This window comes from Mycobacterium sp. E740 (genome assembly GCF_001672895.1).
Lineage (GTDB): Bacteria > Actinomycetota > Actinomycetes > Mycobacteriales > Mycobacteriaceae > Mycobacterium.
The window spans coordinates 1-16,317 of sequence record NZ_LZKP01000024.1 but is presented as its reverse complement, the minus strand read 5'-3'; the positions used below and the strand labels follow the sequence as shown (position 1 = coordinate 16,317).

The following is a 16,317-nucleotide window of genomic DNA, read 5'->3' as shown; positions in this document are numbered from 1 at the left end:
ATGCCATCGCCGCTTGCGGCCGTCCGTCTTGACCGCGATCGCTTCGGTCTGCTGTGCCACTGTCCCCGTTATCCGCTCCTTGGTCCTCCCGATACTACGGCTGATCTTGACACCGCGGGTTGTCGGTCCGGGCCGGTGTCCGCGGCGTAGCGGATGATGGGGGAGTGGCACACAGACCCAGCGGCCCAGGACGCGCCGCGACGGCTCCGCGCACGGCGCGGCCGAGCTTCGCGGAGTCGCTAGCGGGCGCCGACTCCGTCGCCGACGCCGAACGCCGTCGCGCGCTGCGGCGCATGAAGGTCGTCGCGTTGAGTTTCCTCATCGGCGCGACGATCGTCTTCCTGCTCTGCACGTGGGCGCAGTCGACCGGGGCGCCTGGGTGGGTGGGCTACGTGCGCGCCGCCGCCGAGGCCGGCATGGTCGGCGCGCTGGCGGACTGGTTCGCGGTCACTGCGCTGTTCAAGCACCCGCTGGGCATCCCGATTCCGCACACCGCGATCATCAAGCGCAAGAAGGACCAGCTCGGTGAGGGCTTGGGCACCTTCGTCCGGGAGAATTTCCTGTCGCCCGAAGTGGTCTCCACGAAGCTGCGCGACGCCGAGGTGGCGGGCCGGCTCGGAAAGTGGCTGTCGGACCGCGCGCACGCCGAACGGGTCGCCGCCGAGACCGCCACGGTGCTGCGCGTCCTGGTGGAGATGCTGCGCGACGAGGACGTGCAGAACGTGCTCGACCGGATGATCGTCAAGCGCCTCGCCGAGCCGCAGTGGGGCCCACCCGTCGGTCGCGTGCTGGGCACGCTGCTCGCCGAACGCCGGCAGGAGGCGTTGCTGCAGCTGCTCGCCGACCGCGCGTTCCAGTGGTCGCTCAACGCCGGGCCCGTCATCGAGCGGGTGGTCGAACGCGACTCGCCGACCTGGTCGCCGCGCTGGGTCGACCATCTCGTCGGCGACCGCATCCACCGGGAGCTGATGGACTTCACCGACAAGGTGCGGCGCAATCCCGACCACGAACTGCGCCGCTCGGCGACCCGGTTCCTGTTCGAGTTCGCCGACGATCTGCAGCACGACGAGGCGACGATCCAGCGCGCCGAGAACGTCAAGGAACAGATCATGGGCCGCGACGAGGTCGCGCGTGCCGCCGAGACGGCGTGGACGGCAGCCAAGCGCATCATCCTGGAGTCCGTCGATGATCCGTCGTCGGCGCTGCGTACCCGCATCGCGGACTCGGTCGTGCACATCGGGGAATCGCTGCGCGACGACGCCGACCTGCGCGACAAGGTCGACAACTGGATCAGCCGGGCGGCCCAGCACCTGGTCGCCGAGTACGGCGTCGAGATCACCGCGATCATCACCGAAACCATCGAGCGGTGGGACGCCGACGAGGCCAGTCGGCGCATCGAACTCCATGTCGGGCGCGATCTGCAGTTCATCCGGATCAACGGCACCGTGGTCGGGTCTCTGGCCGGTCTTGTGATCTATTCGATAGCCCAGCTACTCTTCTGACCTGCGCTAACGAGTGCTTGCAAAAGTTAGCACCCCGTCGTACGGTAATGATGTCGCATTTTGGATACCCGGTGCACGAGGGGGGCCACGTATGTCGCAAGATGACAATCTTGCCGTCGTCGTGTCCAACGCTGCGCAGAACGCTGCCCAGGACATCGGCACGTTCATCCGGACGCAACGCGAGGCCGCCCAGGTATCGGTACGACAGCTGGCCGAGAAGGCCGGCGTCAGCAATCCCTACCTCAGCCAGATCGAGCGGGGGTTGCGGAAACCGTCCGCAGACGTGCTCAGCCAGATCGCCAAGGCGCTGAGGGTGTCGGCGGAAGTGCTGTATGTGAGGGCCGGGATTCTCGAGCCCAGCGAGACGAGCGAGGTCCGCGACGCGATCGTCAACGACATCGCGATCACCGAGCGGCAGAAGCAGGTGCTGCTCGACATCTACACGTCGTTTCGCCAGCAGAACGAGGCCGAACACGAGGCCGAAGTTGCCGAGACCGGTGACGGAACAGAAGAGGAGTCGGCGACTGACTAGACACTTCTTCGACTGACCACACGAGAAAAACGACACACCAACGACATGCCTAGGAAGGAACAAACCATGGCCAAGAACACCCCGGCCAAGAACCAGCCGACCGTCGACGACCTGAAGGCCCCGCTGCTCGCGGCCGTCGGTGCGGCCGATCTGGCGCTCGAGCGGGTCAACGAGATCGTCGCGACGCTTCGTGAGCGCGCCGACGACGCCCGCACCGACTCGCGCACCCGCGTCGAGGAGACCCGCGCGCGGATCGACCGGCTGCAGGAGGAGCTGCCGTCGCAGTTCGGTGAGCTGCGCGAGCGGCTGAACTCCGACGAGCTGCGCAAGTTCGCCGAGACCTACGCCGAGGCGGCCACGACCACCTACAACAAGCTCATCGAGCGCGGCGAGGCCGCCCTCGAGCGGCTGCGCAGCCAGCCCGGCTTCAGCGAGGCCGCCGGTCGGGTGGAGGGCTACACCGACCAGGCCGTCGAGCTGACCCAGGAGGCGCTGGGCAACGTCGCCGCGCAGACCCGCGCCGTCGGTGAGCGCGCTGCCAAGCTGGTCGGCGTCGAGCTGCCGAAGAAGGGCGCGGACAAGGCCGCCGAGAAGCAGGCGCCGGCGAAGAACGTCGCCAAGAAGGCTCCGGCCAAGAAGGCGCCCGCCAAGAAGGCCCCGGCCAAGAAGGCTCCGGCGAAGAAGGCTGCGGCCAAGAAGGTCACCCAGAAGTAAGCAGTCCGACAGTCGGGTAAGTCGACCGAGGGGACGTAACCCGCCTAGTCTGGAGAGCGTGCAGCTCCAAGGCTTGGTGGGTTACGTCCTCTTCTTTTTGCAGATCGCCGTTCTGGTGATGACGGTGTACGCGTTCGTGCACGCGGCGATCCAGCGGCCCGACGCCTATACGGCCGCCGACAAACTGACCAAGCCGGTCTGGCTGGTGATCCTCGGCGTCGCCGGATTGCTGGCGTTGGTGCTCGGCTCCGTGATGGGTCCCGCCATCGCCGCCGTCGCGTCCGGTGTGTATCTGGTCGACGTGCGGCCCAAGCTCCTGGAGATCCAGGGAAAGTCGCGCTAGTGCGCGGCGTGGTCGCGGCCGCCCTCTCGGCGGCCGGATTTCTGGCACCCATGCTCACTGCGCCCGCGGCTGCGGCCGATCCGGCGCCACCCGCGCCGCGCTATGTCGACCACGTCGAATGGGCGAAGTGGGGCGATCTGTCCACCCTGCGGGTCTACCCGACGCCGGCTGGGCGCCAGGCGTCCGGAATGGCCAGCCCGGCGCAGGGCGAAGCGGCGTGGACGCAGGTGCTCGCGCTTGCGCCGGAAGCCGACATACCCGGGATGAAACCGCAGTTCACCTGTCACTGGGAGTTCGCAGAACTCTACAGTCCCGGCAAGACCAGCTGGAATCTCGAGCCGTGGCGGCCGCTGGTCTCCTACGACACGATGGTGCAGACCGGCTGCAACCCCGGCGGTACCGAAGAACCGTTCTAGTGCCTGCCAGCCATAGCCGTGCCGAGGTCGCCGCGCTGGTCGACCACACCCTGCTCAAACCCGAGGCCACCGAGAGCGACGTCCGCGCGCTGGCCGCAGAGGCCGCGGAGCTCGGGACCTACGCGATCTGTGTTTCGCCGTCGATGACCTCGCTCGCCCGTGAGTGCGCTTCGGCGGCTCAGGTCGTGTGCGCGGTCGTGGGGTTCCCTTCGGGCAAGCATCGATCGGCGATCAAGGCCGAGGAAGCCCGCCTGGCGGTCGACGACGGCGCGGCCGAGATCGACATGGTGATCGACGTCGGTGCCGCGCTGCACCGCGATTTCGACGCAGTGCGCGCCGACGTCGGCGCGGTGCGCTCGGCGATCGGCGGGCGCGCACTGAAGGTGATCGTCGAGTCGGCCGCGCTGCTGGCGCTCGGGGACGAAGAGACGTTGCTGACGACGTGCCGGGTCGCGGCCGACGCGGGCGCCGACTTCGTCAAGACGTCCACCGGGTTCCACCCTGCCGGTGGGGCCTCGGTGCGGGCGGTGGAACTGATGGCGACGGTAGGGCCCCAGGTCAAGGCCAGCGGTGGGATAAGAACGACGGTTGACGCGATCGCGATGCTCGATGCGGGCGCGACCCGGTTGGGGCTTTCGGGCACCCGAGCTGTGCTCGAGGGCTTGCGGTGAAACGGCCGGAGAAAAGTATTTACGCGCCGTTCACGAATTTGCTGTACGCTGACGACACCCTTCGCGTAGAGGCGTCGGATATGCTCTGCGCACGCGAAACGACGGATAGGATCCGATCATGACGACTCAAACTGGTTTGCTTCGTAGGGTTCCGGCGGTGGCGGGGTTGACTGCGGTCCTGGCGATGGGGGCGTTCACCGTCTCCTGCTCCAAGGAGGAGGAGAAGGCGCCCGAGACGTCGACCACGATCACCACGACGACGACCACGACGGCGACCACCACGCCCGCACCTGCGACGCCGACCGAGAAGGCGCCGCGCATCGATCCCGGAAAGCCCAATCCGTTCTCGCCCACGATCTACGCACCCCCGGCTCCCGGTGCGACGCCCGGCCGGCATCGCGGCGGCAACGCCGAGTAAGCGCGCGGTTGCGGCCCTGCTCGCAGCCGCGCTGCTGATCGCCGCGTCGGGGGCATGCGCGTCGCGGAGCCCCGCCGTGATCACGGGCCCGTACGCGGCGTTGCTGGCCAGCTCGACCGATCTCGGCCCGTCGCGTTCGGATGATGCTCAGCTCACGGTGACGCTGGACGGGCCCGGGCAGCCCGACGCGCTGATGCACTGGACCGCGGCCCACAACCTGTGGGTGCGATGGCGGCCCGGTGATCGGTGGGCGATCGTCGAGGGTGCGGCCGCCGACGTCGCCGGCGCGTTCGGCGTGCCGGTGCGCGACTACCGCGCGCCGAAGGGCGAGCTCTTCTACGCATCGCCGGCGCAACCGACGGTTCCGTCGGAGTTGCGCCCCGTGGTCACGGGCGTCGGCCGGATCATGAGTTACACCCCGTACCGCACGAAGACACCCGACTTCCATCCGTTGGATGTGCCCAAGGGCGGCTTGACGCCCGAGGGGCTGCTGTCGGCGTACAACGCGAAACCGCTCGCCGACGCCGGTTTCACCGGAAAAGGCTCGACGATCGTGATATTCGCGTTCGACAGCGCCGAGCAGGACGACCTCGACCGGTTCGCCGACTCGTCCGGCCTGCCGCGGTTCAGCCCCGAGATCGTCGGCGGCAAGCCGGCCGAATCTCACGGCGAGTCCGCGATGGATCTTCAGATGGCGCACGCCATTGCGCCCGAAGCCCGATTGGTCGTCGTCAACGCCAGGCCCACCGTGGAGGGCGACGGCGCGTACGAGAAGATCGGCAGGCTGTTCGAGTCGGTCGACCGCGACTATCCGGGCGCGGTGTGGAGCCTGTCGATCGGGTGGGGTTGCGAGGCGTTCGTCAGCGCGGCTGATCTCGCTCCGGTGGAGGCGGCGTTGGCGGCCGCCCAGCGGCGTGGCACTTCGGCGTTCGACGCCAGCGGGGACACCGGCGGCCTGGAATGCAAAGGGGGAGAACGGTGGTCGGCGCCGCCCGGCCCAGACGACATCGGCCTCGACGCGATCGCGTCGCTGCCCACGATGACCTCGGTGGGCGGCACGACGCTGTCGACTGGCACGCGCGGACAGTGGCTGGCCGAGGACGCCTGGGTGGATTCGCCGTTGTCGCAAGGCAGTAGCGGCGGGGTGTCGAAACTGTTCGCGCGGCCGACGTGGCAAGACCAGTTGTCGGTGGAACGGGACAGCGCAGGCCGCCGCCTCGTTCCCGACGTCGCAGCCGTCGCCGATCCGTTCACGGGTGTGCGGTTCATCTTCGGTCAGCAGGAGGTCGTCGGTGGCGGCACGTCACAGTCGGCGCCGATCTGGGCGGCGTTGACGGTGTTGATGAACGAGTACCTGGTGGCCAACGGCGGGAAACCGGTGGGAGATCTCAACCCGCTGCTGTACCGGGTCGCCGCCGGGTCGGCCCGGCCGGGCTTTCGTGATGTGCATCGGGGCGGCAACGCCGTCGACCTGGCCATGCCGGGCTACGACCTGGTGACCGGGTTGGGCACACCCAACACCTACAACCTCGCCCGCAATCTGCTCGATGTCCAGCGAGGGCTGAAGGGACGGCACGCACGCGGCCCTAACGGCGGCCAGAACCCTTGACGGGCATGTTGTTTCCTCATCTGGCACCTCGCTCGCGAGTTCCGTTCCGTCTGGCATTGGTGGTGCTGGCGGTACTGCTGGCGGGATTCGCGGTGCTGCGGTGGCAGGCGCCGATGATCGGTGCCGCCGTGGTCGGCGTGGCGCTGGTGTTCGTGGTGTACCTCCATGCGGCGCGTATCGACGACGATGTGCCGGCGCGACTGTTGGCGTTGTCCGCGCTCGCGGCCGCGGGCCTCGGCATCGGTTGGGTGCTGGCGACAGGAGCGATCGTCGCCGATTCTCAGGATGTCGCGCTCGGGGTGAGCGAGCCCGATATGGGCAGGCTGTGGGAGGCAGTCGGAATTCCCGTGGCCAGCGGCATTCTCATGCTCGTTCCGCCGGTGGTCTTTCGATTGCTGCGTCCGTTCCGCGAACCACTGGACGGCTATGCGGTCGGCGCATTGAGCGCCGTCGTGTTCACGGCCGCGGCGACCGCGACCCGTCTGGTTCCGCAGTTCGCGACCGGGGTGACGGCCGAGGGACGGTCGATCGAAGGGCTGCTGGTGCAGGCGGGCATCCAGGGCTTGGTGCTGCCGGTCACGGCGACCGCACTCGGCGGGCTGGCCGGCATCGCGCTGTGGGCAGGGCGGGTTCGTGCGCTGGTCGCGAGTGTGGTTGTCACGCTTGCGCTTTACGCGCTCATGGGCGTGATCGAGTATGCGCCGGTGCCGAACATTCTGCACTTGGGAGTGCATGTCGGCATCGTCGTGGTCGCCTTGTGCGCCCTGCACATCGCGCAGCGGTCCGCGGCCCCTAGCCCGCAACGCGCGGGTCAGGCTGGTCCGGCGCGCGTGCTGGGCACGCTCGCGGTGGGCCTCGCCGTGTCGGCCGTCGCCGGTGTCGTGGTCGCGGTGGCGACCACTCCGAAGGTCGCCAGGATCGTCTGCCCACCAGACTGCGGGCGGCCACCGATCGGCGAGCCCGTCGAATCCAACCCGCGGTTCTACGCGCAGGACGGGGCCTTTTCCGTTCAATACCCCGGTCCCGGAACCGCATACCGGGCCACGCTCGACCCCGACGGGGTCGTGCTGGAGTTCACCGGCGGGGACACCGGAACACTGGAACTGTTCGGCCTGCCCGCCGGGGGCCGCACGCCCAAACAGATCACCGAACACCTCATCGACGAAGAATATCCGGACGCCACAACGCAATACGAGATTCCGAACGCGATGGTCGGCTACCAGCCCGGCTACGGTGTCGTCGCCGACGACTATCCCCAGGACGCCAACGGCAGCTTCACCCGTCTGCGGCTGATCGTGATGGTCGCGGTGCGCGACGACTACGCGTTGGCCGCAGCCGCGATAGGCCCGTACCGGGAGTTCAGCCGCGACTTCGGTTCCGGCCATCCGTCGGGCGCGAATCTGCAGCTGGCCCTCGATATGGGCAAGTACGTCAACAGTTTTCGCTGGGGCGGCGTCGCCGGCTGACGGTCACAGCTCCGCGAAACAGGGGTCCTGATTGTCCTTCGGAATCTGGGCGTTGTGTGTCGAGAACCGGCTCACCACACCGCTGTCGGTCACCTCGACCGAGTCGGCCTTGATCCCCAGCGGGTAATTCTTCGTCAACTGGGTGGTGAACGCGTCGAGCGCCGGCTGCACGGTCTCGCGCGGCAGCGTGAAGCCGAGCCCGGTCAACTCGAGTACCTGTAGCGTGATTCCGCCGTCGGCCACCGCCGGCTTGGCCCTGATGGAGCCGAGTGCGCCCTGCAGTTCGATCGTGCCGTCGGACGGGTTGGTCGTGACGCCGGAGACGAACGAGCCGATAAGCGGGATGGAGTCGGTGATGGTCTGGCGGATGCCCTCTGAGGACCAGGAGATGTCGGCCACCAGCGAGCCGATCGACCCGCCGGAGTCGGCCGTGTCCTCGAGCCGGACATCGTCGATCGACAGCTGCACCTTCATGCCCTTGGCGTCACGGATTTGGTTGCCGGCGGTTTCGACGTGGATGTTCGTGTAGTGGCCCGTCATGTGCTGGATCAGGAAGGGCGGCATGACGCCGAAAGACGCACTGGCTTCGTCTTCGACGACGCAGGACGTCGCGCGGGCGACGACGTCATCCGCGCGGTGGCGGGCGTAGAGCTCGCCCCCCAGCACAGCGGCCAGCGCGAGCGCCACCACGATGACCACGACCAGCACGATCGAGAGCGGATCGCGGAACAGGTTCTTCAGTTTCGACCCCGACGGCGGCGGCTCCGTCGGCGGGCCCTGCTGCGGCGGTGCAGGTGGCGGGACCTGGCCGTGTGGCGGCGGCGGTTGGTTCTGGTGGGCCCACGGGTCGGTCACGACCGCGATTGTGCCTTATCGCGACGGGTGAAGTCTGCGCGGTTGCGCATCACCGCGATTGTTTCGCGGATCTTTTGCGCGCCGGGCACGTCGATGTCGGTGACGAGCAGCTGCGGGTTGGTGCCCGCGGACGACACCACCTCGCCGATCGGGGATGCGACCAGGCTGCCGCCCACCCCGGTCGGGCCGAGAGCCGCGACCTCTTCGTTCGGGTGGCCCTGGTCGACCGCAGCGAGGTAGCCGGTGGTGTCGATGGCACGGGCGCGGGCCAGCAGGGTCCACTGCTCGAGCTTGTCCGGCCCGCTGCCCCACGACGCGTGCACGGTGATCAACTGCGCGCCGCGCTCGGCCAACTCGACGTACAGCTCGGGGAAGCGGACGTCGTAGCACAGCGTCAGGCCGACGCGCACGCCGTCGACGTCGATCAGGACCGGCTCGCGGCCGGGTGCGACGGTCTTGGACTCCTGGAAACCGAACGCGTCGTAGAGGTGGATCTTCTCGTAGTGCGCGTCGACACCCGGGCCTGTCGCGATCAGCGTGTTGAAGACCCGTCCGTCATGAGAGGGCGTGAACATCCCGGCGACGACGACGATCCCCGTGCGCTCGGCGATCGTCCGCACTCCCGAGGCCCACGGCCCGTCCAGTGGTTCGGCGACCGGGGCGAGAGGCACCCCGAACCGGCACATCGTCGCCTCGGGGAACAGCACCATCCGTGCGTCGGCGTCCGCCGCGCGGTGGGTGTACTCCTCGACCAAGGCGAGGTTGGCCGAAGGGTCGGTGCCGCTGAGGATCTGCGCCAGGGCAATCCGCATGCGCCCAGGGTACGCGTGCCGCCGGCTCCCGAGCGGCTGGTCAGATCGGTGCGACGGCCGACCACGGCACCGTCAGCACCCCGTCGCGCATCCGGCGGCGGGCCGGCTCAACGGGAAACCCGTTGTGCTGCAACAACTCCAGCATGGCACGCCACCGCACCCGCGGGCCGAACACCCCGTGTCCCGCCGCGCTGGCCCAGGCGTGGTCGGCGGCGCTCAGCAGCGCGTGTACGGGTTGGCCGTCGACGTTGTGATGGATCAGCACTTTGGGCAGGCGCTCCGCGAGGTCCGACGGACGTTCGATCGCGAACGGATCGCAGGCCAGCGTGAGGCTCAGTGGCCCGTCGGCGTCCAGCAGCACCCAGCAGCAACACCGGCCGAGCTCGTCGCAGGTGCCGTCGACGATGAGCCCGCCCGGTGCGAGCTGTCGCTGCATCGTGGACCACGCCTCCCCGACGGCTTCGACCGGGTACTGGCGCAGCACGTTGAACGCGCGCACCAGCACCGGGCGCATCCCGGCCAACTCGAAACCGCCGAGACCGAATTCGACGGAGTCGGTTCGTGCCTGACGCGCCGAGTGCACCCGCTCGGGGTCGATCTCCAGTCCAACGACGCGAATATCGTTGCGTACCAGGCGAAGCCGGGCCGCCAGCTCCAGCGTCGTTACGGGTAGCGCGCCATAGCCGAGATCCACGACAAGCGGATCGCCGGCGGAGAGCAGCGTCGCGCGCACCCGCGGCGCATGCACGAGCCAGCGGTCGCTGCGGCGCAACCGGTTGTAGCCGGTGGTGCCGCGCGTCAGCTGACCGATCGGCCCGCTCATGGCCTGAGTGTAGGACTGCGCGAAGCGTTCGCCCTGATCCACGCCGTGCGGTCGGCGAAACTCTTGTCGATCAAGCGTTTTCGGCGATCCACTCCGTGGTGAAGCGCTGCTCGGCGATCAGCAGGTTCACCAGCTGGCTGCCGATGAAGTTCTCGATCTTGCCGCCGACGAGCGGCACCCGGACCTCGACCTCCACGGTGAGCTCCAGCCGCGAACCGCTACCGCGCGGACTCAGCACCGCGGTGCCGGACAGCCCGGCGGGCGCGCCGGGAATCGACCCCCTGACCGTCGCAACGGCTTTGCCGTCGTTGACCGGGCCCCACGTCTCCTCGCGCACGAAGCTCAGGTCGCCGAAATGAAACTGGGTCACCACCCCGGGTAACCGGTCGGCCCGCAGCGTCTGAGTCGTTCTGATGTAGAGGCCGTCGCTTCCGCCCGTCCCATCGCGGATCATCGAGTCCAGCGAGTAGACGTCGGCGCCGGAATCGGTCAGCCGTGCCAGCCAGTACCGTTCGTCGGAGAATGCCCCGTGCACCTGTTCGACGGTGCCGTCGTAATCGGCGGCCATGTCGAAGGAACGCGGCATAGCTGGCCACGCTACCGTTACCGGCCGTGGCCAGTGCGCAACTAGGGGGTGCGTCCGTCGAGGAGGCGGTGCCGCTCGCGCCGCTGACCACGTTGCGGGTCGGACCTGTCGCCCGGCGGCTCATCACGTGCGACACCACCGAGAAGGTGATCGACGTGGTGCGCGCCCTCGGTCCGGGCGACGACTCGCTGGTGCTGGCGGGCGGGTCGAACGTGGTGCTGTCGGACCAGCTGACCGATTTGTCCGTCATCCATCTCGCGAACACCGAGATCACCGTCGACGGCAACGTCATTCGCGCCGAGGCCGGTGCGGTGTGGGACGACGTCGTGGTCACGTCGCTGGCGCATGGCTTGGGTGGGCTGGAGTGCCTGTCCGGAATCCCGGGCTCGGCCGGTGCCACGCCGGTGCAGAACGTCGGCGCGTACGGCGCCGAGGTGGCCGACATGATCCGGCGGGTGCGGCTGCTGGACCGTCGCACCGGCGAAGACCGGTGGGCCCCGCCGGAGGAGCTGCGGTTCGGATACCGCACCAGCATCCTCAAACACGCGCGCGACGCGATCGTGCTCGAAGTCGAGTTCGCCCTGGACGCCGATGGTCGCAGCGCGCCGCTGCGCTACCGCGAACTGGCCGGCGCGCTGGGCGCCGAACCGGGGAGCCGTGCCGATCCGCTCGCCGTCCGCGAGGCCGTGCTCTCGCTGCGATCGAACAAGGGGATGGTCCTCGACGAGGGAGACCACGACACCTGGAGCGTGGGCTCGTTCTTCACCAACCCGGTCGTGCCGCCCGCGGAGTTCGAACGGATCCGCGCCGAGCAGGACGGGCCGGTGCCCAGCTATCCCGCACCCGACGGAGTCAAGCTCGCGGCGGGCTGGCTGGTCGAGCACGCGGGCTTCGGCAAGGGCTATCCCGGCGACGGCGCCCCCGTGCGGTTGTCGACCAAGCACGCGCTGGCGCTGACGAATCGCGGCGGCGCCACCACCGCCGACGTGATCGCGCTGGCCACGACGGTGCGCGACGGTGTTCGAGCGAAGTTCGGGATCGATCTCACAGCCGAGCCGGTCCTGGTCGGCTGTTCGCTGTAGGTACGCTGACTTCACGTGAGTACTGCCCCCGCCTCCGACGCGTCGTCGCCGGAGTTCACCCGACGGCGCGCCTTGGCCGCACTGGCCGTCGGTGTCGTCGCGCCGGGGGCGCTTGCCGCGTGCATGACGAAGAACGACGAGTCGTCGTCGACGCAGAAACAGTCCGCGCCAGAAGCGCCGTCGCTGAGCTTCAAGCCCGCGAACGACGCCACCGACGTCGCCCCGACCGAACTGGTCGGCGTCAACGTCACCGACGGCTGGTTCCAGCGGGTGACGCTGACCAACCCCGAAGGCAAAGTCGTCGCCGGCGCGCTCAACCGCGACCGCACCGAGTTCCGGACCACCGAGCCGCTCGGCTACGGCGTCGAGTACACGTGGAAGGGCTCGGTCGTCGGCCGCGACGGCAAAGCGGTGCCGGTCGCCGGCTCGTTCTCCACGGTCAATCCCAGCAAGCAGGTCAGCGGCCAGTTCCAGCTCGCCGACGGTCAGGTGGTCGGCGTCGCTGCTCCGATCATCATCCAGTTCGACGCATCGATCAGCGACAAGGCGACGGTGGAGAAGGCGCTCAAGGTCACCACCGAACCGGCCGTCGAAGGCAGCTGGGCGTGGCTGCCCGACGAGGTCGGCGGTTCCCGCGTGCACTGGCGCACCCGCGAGTACTACCCGGCCGGCACCAAGGTGCACGTCGAGGCCAAGCTGTACGGCGTGCCGTTCGGCGACGGCGCGTTCGGCGCGCAGGACGCGACGCTGAGCTTCGAGATCGGCCGCCGCCAGGTCGTCAAGGCCGAGGCGTCGTCGCACCGCATCCAGGTGCTCGACGGAGCCGGTGCGGTGCTGATGGACTTCCCGTGCAGCTACGGCGAGGGCGACCTGGACCGGAACGTCACCCGCAGCGGAGTCCACGTCGTCAGCGAGAAGTACGAGGACTTCTACATGACCAATCCCGCGGCCGGCTATGCCAACGTGCGCGAGCGGTATGCGGTGCGGATCTCCAACAACGGCGAGTTCATCCACGCCAACCCGGCCAGCTCCGGCGCCCAGGGCAACACCAACGTCACCAACGGCTGCATCAACCTGTCCATCTCCGATGCGCAGCAGTACTTCAACAGCGCGATCTACGGTGACCCGGTCGAGGTCACGGGCACCCGGATCCAGCTGTCCTACTCCGACGGCGACATCTGGGACTGGGCCGTGCCGTGGGACGAATGGAAGGCGATGTCGGCGCTGTCGAAGGGGAACGCCCCGCAGCTGCCGAGCACTGCGCCCGCGACGCCTTCGGGCGCCCCGCAGCCGGTCAACGGCCGTTCCGGCCGCTGATACAGCTAGCCGCGGCGGTTGAACCGCGAGCCGCTGGCACCGCTGACCTGGTCACGCGGCCGAACCACGACCAGATCCAGGTCGACGTGCGACGGCCGGCTGGCGACGAACCCGATGATCTCGGCGACGTCCTCGGCCACCAGTGGGGTGACGCCCTCGTACACCTTGGCGGCGCGTTCCTCGTCGCCGCCGAACCGATTCAGCGAGAAGTCGGTCTTCACCATGCCCGGCGCAACCTCGGTGAGCCGCACCGGTTTTCCGAACAACTCGCTGCGCAGCGTCCGGTGCAGCACGCCTTGGGCATGCTTGGCCGAGGTGTACCCGCCGCCGTTGTCGTAGATCTCCACCGCGGCGATCGAGGTGACGGTGATGATCAGGCCGTCGCCCGACGCGATCAGCTTCGGTAGCAGTGCGCGGGTCACCAGCAGGGTGCCGAGTACGTTGGCCTCCCACATCCACCGCCAGTGCTCGATGTCGGACTCGGCCACCGGTTCCAGCCCGCGCGCGCCGCCGGCGTTGTTGACCAGCACATTTACCCGGTCCAGCGAGTCTGCCAGCGCCGATACGGCCTCGGTCGAGGTGACATCGGCCACAAACGCGGTGCCGCCGATCTCGTCGGCCAGGGCCCTGATGGGCTGCTCTCGGCGAGCGACGCAGACGACGTGAAAGCCCTGTGCCGCAAGGGTTCTCGCGGTCGCTTCGCCGATTCCGGCGCTAGCGCCGGTGACCACCGCGACCGGATCGTCGCGTTGCGCAGTTGTCATCCCCGAAACTTTAGTTGGCGTGCTAAGTTCACTCCCGTGTTGTCCAGTCAGGCCTGTCCGCGGCGCTCCTGTTGTTGTCGCGCAATTCGCCGCGCCTGACTGATACCGGACGAACCGCTGTCCTGCTGAGTCGCCAGGTGTGGCCTCGAAACCCACCGGCCGACTCCGTGAAGGACACACAATGCGCACGCCCGTCACCACCACACTTCCCGCCAAGACCTCGATCCGCAGCGCCCAACACGCCAAGCGCGCGCTGTTGGCTCGCCATCACATCGTCGCGCCGTCGCTGAAGGTGGCCGACGCCGCCGCCGGCTCGGTGTTCGGCGCGGCGCGCCTGCGCGGCCCCATCGCTCGCGACGTGATCGCCCAGGTCACCGGCCTGAGCATCGCGACCGTCAACCGCCAGGTCACCGCGCTGGTGGAGGCCGGTGTACTGCGCGAACGCGCCGACCTCGCGGTCTCCGGTGCGATCGGGCGCCCCCGCGTACCCGTCGAGGTGAACCACGAGCCGTTCCTCACGCTGGGTCTGCACATCGGTGCACGGACCACCAGCATCGTCGCCACCGACCTCTTCGGCCGCACCCTCGACGTCGTCGAGACACCGACGCCGCGGGGCTCGCAGGCCGCAGCTTTGGCATCGCTGGCAGGAAGTGCGCGCCGATATCTGAGCCGCTGGCATCGTCGCCGCCCGCTCTGGGTGGGCGTTGCGGCGGGCGGCGTCGTCGACAGCACCACCGGCTACCTCGATCATCCGCGGCTCGGGTGGTCCGACGCCCCGGTGGGGCCGGTCCTCGTCGAGACGCTCGGGCTGCCGGTGTCGGTCGCATCGCACGTCGACGCGATGGCGGGGGCCGAGCTGCTGCTCGGCACGCGCAGGCACTCGTCGGCGACGACCAGCCTCTACGTCTACGCCCGCGAGACCGTCGGCTACGCGCTGTCGATCGGCGGGCGGGTGCACTCGCCGGCCAGCGGCCCCGGCACGATCGCCGCCCTGCCCGCGCAATCCGAACTGCTCGGCGGCACAGGGCAATTGGAGTCGACGGTCAGTGACGAGGCGGTGCTGATCGCCGCACGCAAGGCGCGCGTCATCCCGGTGGAGGGTCCCGGCTCCACGATGCAGGCGCTGCTCAAGGTCGCCCGGCAGGGCAGCCGGCCCGCGCAGGACCTGCTGGCCGAACGCGCGCGGGTGCTGGGTGAGGCCGTCGCGCTGCTGCGCGACATGCTCAACCCCGACGACCTGGTCCTCGGCGGTCAGGCCTTCACCGAATACCCCGAAGGCATGGCGGACGTGCAAGCGGCGTTCGCGCAGCGATCGGTGATGCCGGCCCGGGAGATCCGGTTGACGGCCTTCGGCAACCGGGTGCAGGAGGCCGGCGCGGGTGTGGTGTCGCTCGGCGGGCTGTACGCCGACCCGATCGGGGCCATGCGCCGCGCTGTCCGCAAGGAAGTCACTGCCTGAGCGGCCTGCGTCCGGCGACGGTGTAGACATGATCGTGTGCGCCTAGCAACGGAACTGCTCGGGTCTGACGTCGCCGGCCTTCCGGCTCCCCGCCGCGTGGCCGTGCTCTCGGTGCACACGTCGCCGCTGGCCCAGCCCGGCACCGGTGATGCCGGCGGGATGAACGTCTACGTCCTGCAAACCGCGTTGCAGATGGCCCGCCGTGGAGTCGAGGTCGAGATCTTCACGCGGGCGACGTCGTCGTCGGAGGAGCCGACCGTGCGGGTGGCGCCCGGTGTGCTCGTCCGCAACGTGGTGGCCGGGCCGTTCGAAGGGCTCGACAAGTACGACCTGCCCACCCAGCTGTGCGCGTTCACCGCGGGCGTGCTGCGTGCCGAGGCGACCCACGAGCCGGGCTACTACGACATCGTCCATTCGCACTACTGGTTGTCCGGCCAGGTCGGCTGGCTGGCCCGCGACCGGTGGGCGGTGCCGCTGGTGCACACCGCGCACACGCTGGCCGCGGTGAAGAACGCGGCGCTGGCCGACGGTGACTCGCCCGAACCGCCGTTGCGCGCGGTCGGTGAGCAACAGGTGGTCGACGAGGCCGACCGGTTGATCGTCAACACCGAACACGAAGCGCAGCAACTCATTTCGATACACGGGGCCGACCCGGGGCGGATCGACGTCGTGCACCCGGGCGTCGACCTGGAGACGTTCACGCCGGGGGATCGACGCGCCGCGCGCGCCGCGTTGGGGCTCGACACCGACGAGCAGGTGGTCGCGTTCGTCGGGCGCATCCAGCCGCTGAAGGCGCCTGACGTCGCTTTGCGCGCCGCCGCCAAGCTGCCGGGGGTGCGCGTGCTGGTCGCGGGTGGTCCGTCGGGCAGCGGGCTGGAAGCGCCCGACGGGCTGGTTCGGCTGGCCTCTGATCTGGGTATCTCGGACCGGGTGACGTTCCTGCCGCCG

18 protein-coding genes are annotated in these 16,317 nt (G+C 69.0%); 13 read left to right on the top strand and 5 right to left on the bottom strand.

Going from position 1 to position 16,317, the window contains the following annotated elements; all coding sequences use genetic code 11:
• The first annotated feature begins 164 nt into the window (after positions 1-164).
• The 9 genes from A5663_RS02280 to A5663_RS22445 all read left to right on the top strand — a co-directional run bounded on the left by A5663_RS02280 (position 165) and on the right by A5663_RS22445 (position 7,671).
• Entirely contained in the window at positions 165-1,502 is a 1,338-nt protein-coding gene (locus A5663_RS02280; protein WP_068143467.1) for a DUF445 domain-containing protein, read from the top strand.
• A 91-nt stretch (positions 1,503-1,593) separates the two neighbouring features.
• Entirely contained in the window at positions 1,594-2,034 is a 441-nt protein-coding gene (locus A5663_RS02275; RefSeq protein WP_068143465.1) for a helix-turn-helix domain-containing protein, read from the top strand.
• Positions 2,035-2,100: 66 nt separating this feature from the next.
• A complete protein-coding gene (locus A5663_RS02270; protein ID WP_068143463.1) occupies positions 2,101-2,748 on the top strand; it encodes a heparin-binding hemagglutinin in 648 nt (215 codons plus the stop codon).
• Between the two features lie 58 nt (positions 2,749-2,806).
• The gene (locus A5663_RS02265; protein ID WP_068143462.1) at positions 2,807-3,091 is read left to right on the top strand and encodes a DUF2516 family protein; all 285 of its coding nucleotides are present in this window, start codon (positions 2,807-2,809) and stop codon (positions 3,089-3,091) included.
• Positions 3,091-3,507 (top strand): DUF2599 domain-containing protein, encoded by a 417-nt coding sequence (locus A5663_RS22870; protein ID WP_068143460.1) that lies wholly within the window; start codon positions 3,091-3,093, stop codon positions 3,505-3,507. Before A5663_RS02265 ends, A5663_RS22870 begins: the two co-directional genes overlap by 1 nt.
• Complete coding sequence (gene deoC, locus A5663_RS02255; protein ID WP_068143458.1) at positions 3,507-4,178, top strand: deoxyribose-phosphate aldolase; 672 nt, start codon at positions 3,507-3,509, stop codon at positions 4,176-4,178. The genes A5663_RS22870 and deoC overlap by 1 nt, the downstream gene beginning before the upstream one ends.
• 118 nt (positions 4,179-4,296) lie before the next feature.
• A complete protein-coding gene (locus A5663_RS02250; protein WP_068143456.1) occupies positions 4,297-4,596 on the top strand; it encodes a hypothetical protein in 300 nt (99 codons plus the stop codon).
• Positions 4,556-6,205, top strand: a complete 1,650-nt coding sequence (locus A5663_RS02245) for a S53 family peptidase (protein WP_231976655.1) — start codon at positions 4,556-4,558, stop codon at positions 6,203-6,205. The genes A5663_RS02250 and A5663_RS02245 overlap by 41 nt, the downstream gene beginning before the upstream one ends.
• Before the next feature lie 5 nt (positions 6,206-6,210).
• Entirely contained in the window at positions 6,211-7,671 is a 1,461-nt protein-coding gene (locus A5663_RS22445) for a zinc ribbon domain-containing protein (RefSeq protein ID WP_082973891.1), read from the top strand.
• 3 nt (positions 7,672-7,674) lie between these two features.
• On the opposite strand, the gene A5663_RS02235 is transcribed toward A5663_RS22445, so the two are convergent.
• From A5663_RS02235 to A5663_RS02220, 4 genes are all read right to left on the bottom strand, one after another.
• Complete coding sequence (locus A5663_RS02235; RefSeq protein ID WP_068143453.1) at positions 7,675-8,526, bottom strand: DUF2993 domain-containing protein; 852 nt, start codon at positions 8,524-8,526, stop codon at positions 7,675-7,677.
• Positions 8,523-9,338 (bottom strand): carbon-nitrogen hydrolase family protein, encoded by an 816-nt coding sequence (locus A5663_RS02230; protein WP_068143450.1) that lies wholly within the window; start codon positions 9,336-9,338, stop codon positions 8,523-8,525. Before A5663_RS02230 ends, A5663_RS02235 begins: the two co-directional genes overlap by 4 nt.
• Positions 9,339-9,378: 40 nt before the next feature.
• Positions 9,379-10,161, bottom strand: a complete 783-nt coding sequence (locus A5663_RS02225; RefSeq protein WP_068143471.1) for a methylase — start codon at positions 10,159-10,161, stop codon at positions 9,379-9,381.
• Positions 10,162-10,231: 70 nt separating this feature from the next.
• Positions 10,232-10,747, bottom strand: coding sequence for a DUF2505 domain-containing protein (locus A5663_RS02220; protein ID WP_068143448.1), 516 nt, complete (start codon positions 10,745-10,747; stop codon positions 10,232-10,234).
• A gap of 26 nt (positions 10,748-10,773) precedes the next feature.
• Between A5663_RS02220 and A5663_RS02215 the strand changes: the two genes are divergently transcribed.
• Both A5663_RS02215 and A5663_RS02210 read left to right on the top strand, forming a co-directional pair.
• Positions 10,774-11,829, top strand: a complete 1,056-nt coding sequence (locus tag A5663_RS02215) for a UDP-N-acetylmuramate dehydrogenase (protein ID WP_068143446.1) — start codon at positions 10,774-10,776, stop codon at positions 11,827-11,829.
• A gap of 15 nt (positions 11,830-11,844) precedes the next feature.
• Positions 11,845-13,146: an Ig-like domain-containing protein gene (locus A5663_RS02210; RefSeq protein WP_068143444.1), complete on the top strand. Its 1,302-nt coding sequence runs from the start codon at positions 11,845-11,847 to the stop codon at positions 13,144-13,146.
• Positions 13,147-13,151: 5 nt separating this feature from the next.
• Here A5663_RS02210 and A5663_RS02205 read toward each other — a convergent pair whose 3' ends face one another.
• The gene (locus A5663_RS02205) at positions 13,152-13,910 is read right to left on the bottom strand and encodes an SDR family oxidoreductase (protein ID WP_068143442.1); all 759 of its coding nucleotides are present in this window, start codon (positions 13,908-13,910) and stop codon (positions 13,152-13,154) included.
• A 181-nt stretch (positions 13,911-14,091) separates the two neighbouring features.
• Here A5663_RS02205 and A5663_RS02200 point away from each other — a divergent pair, with 181 nt between their 5' ends.
• Both A5663_RS02200 and mshA read left to right on the top strand, forming a co-directional pair.
• A complete protein-coding gene (locus A5663_RS02200) occupies positions 14,092-15,369 on the top strand; it encodes an ROK family transcriptional regulator (RefSeq protein ID WP_068143440.1) in 1,278 nt (425 codons plus the stop codon).
• Positions 15,370-15,405: 36 nt separating this feature from the next.
• The coding region (gene mshA, locus A5663_RS02195) for a D-inositol-3-phosphate glycosyltransferase (RefSeq protein ID WP_068143469.1) at positions 15,406-16,317 on the top strand (912 nt) is incomplete at its 3' end.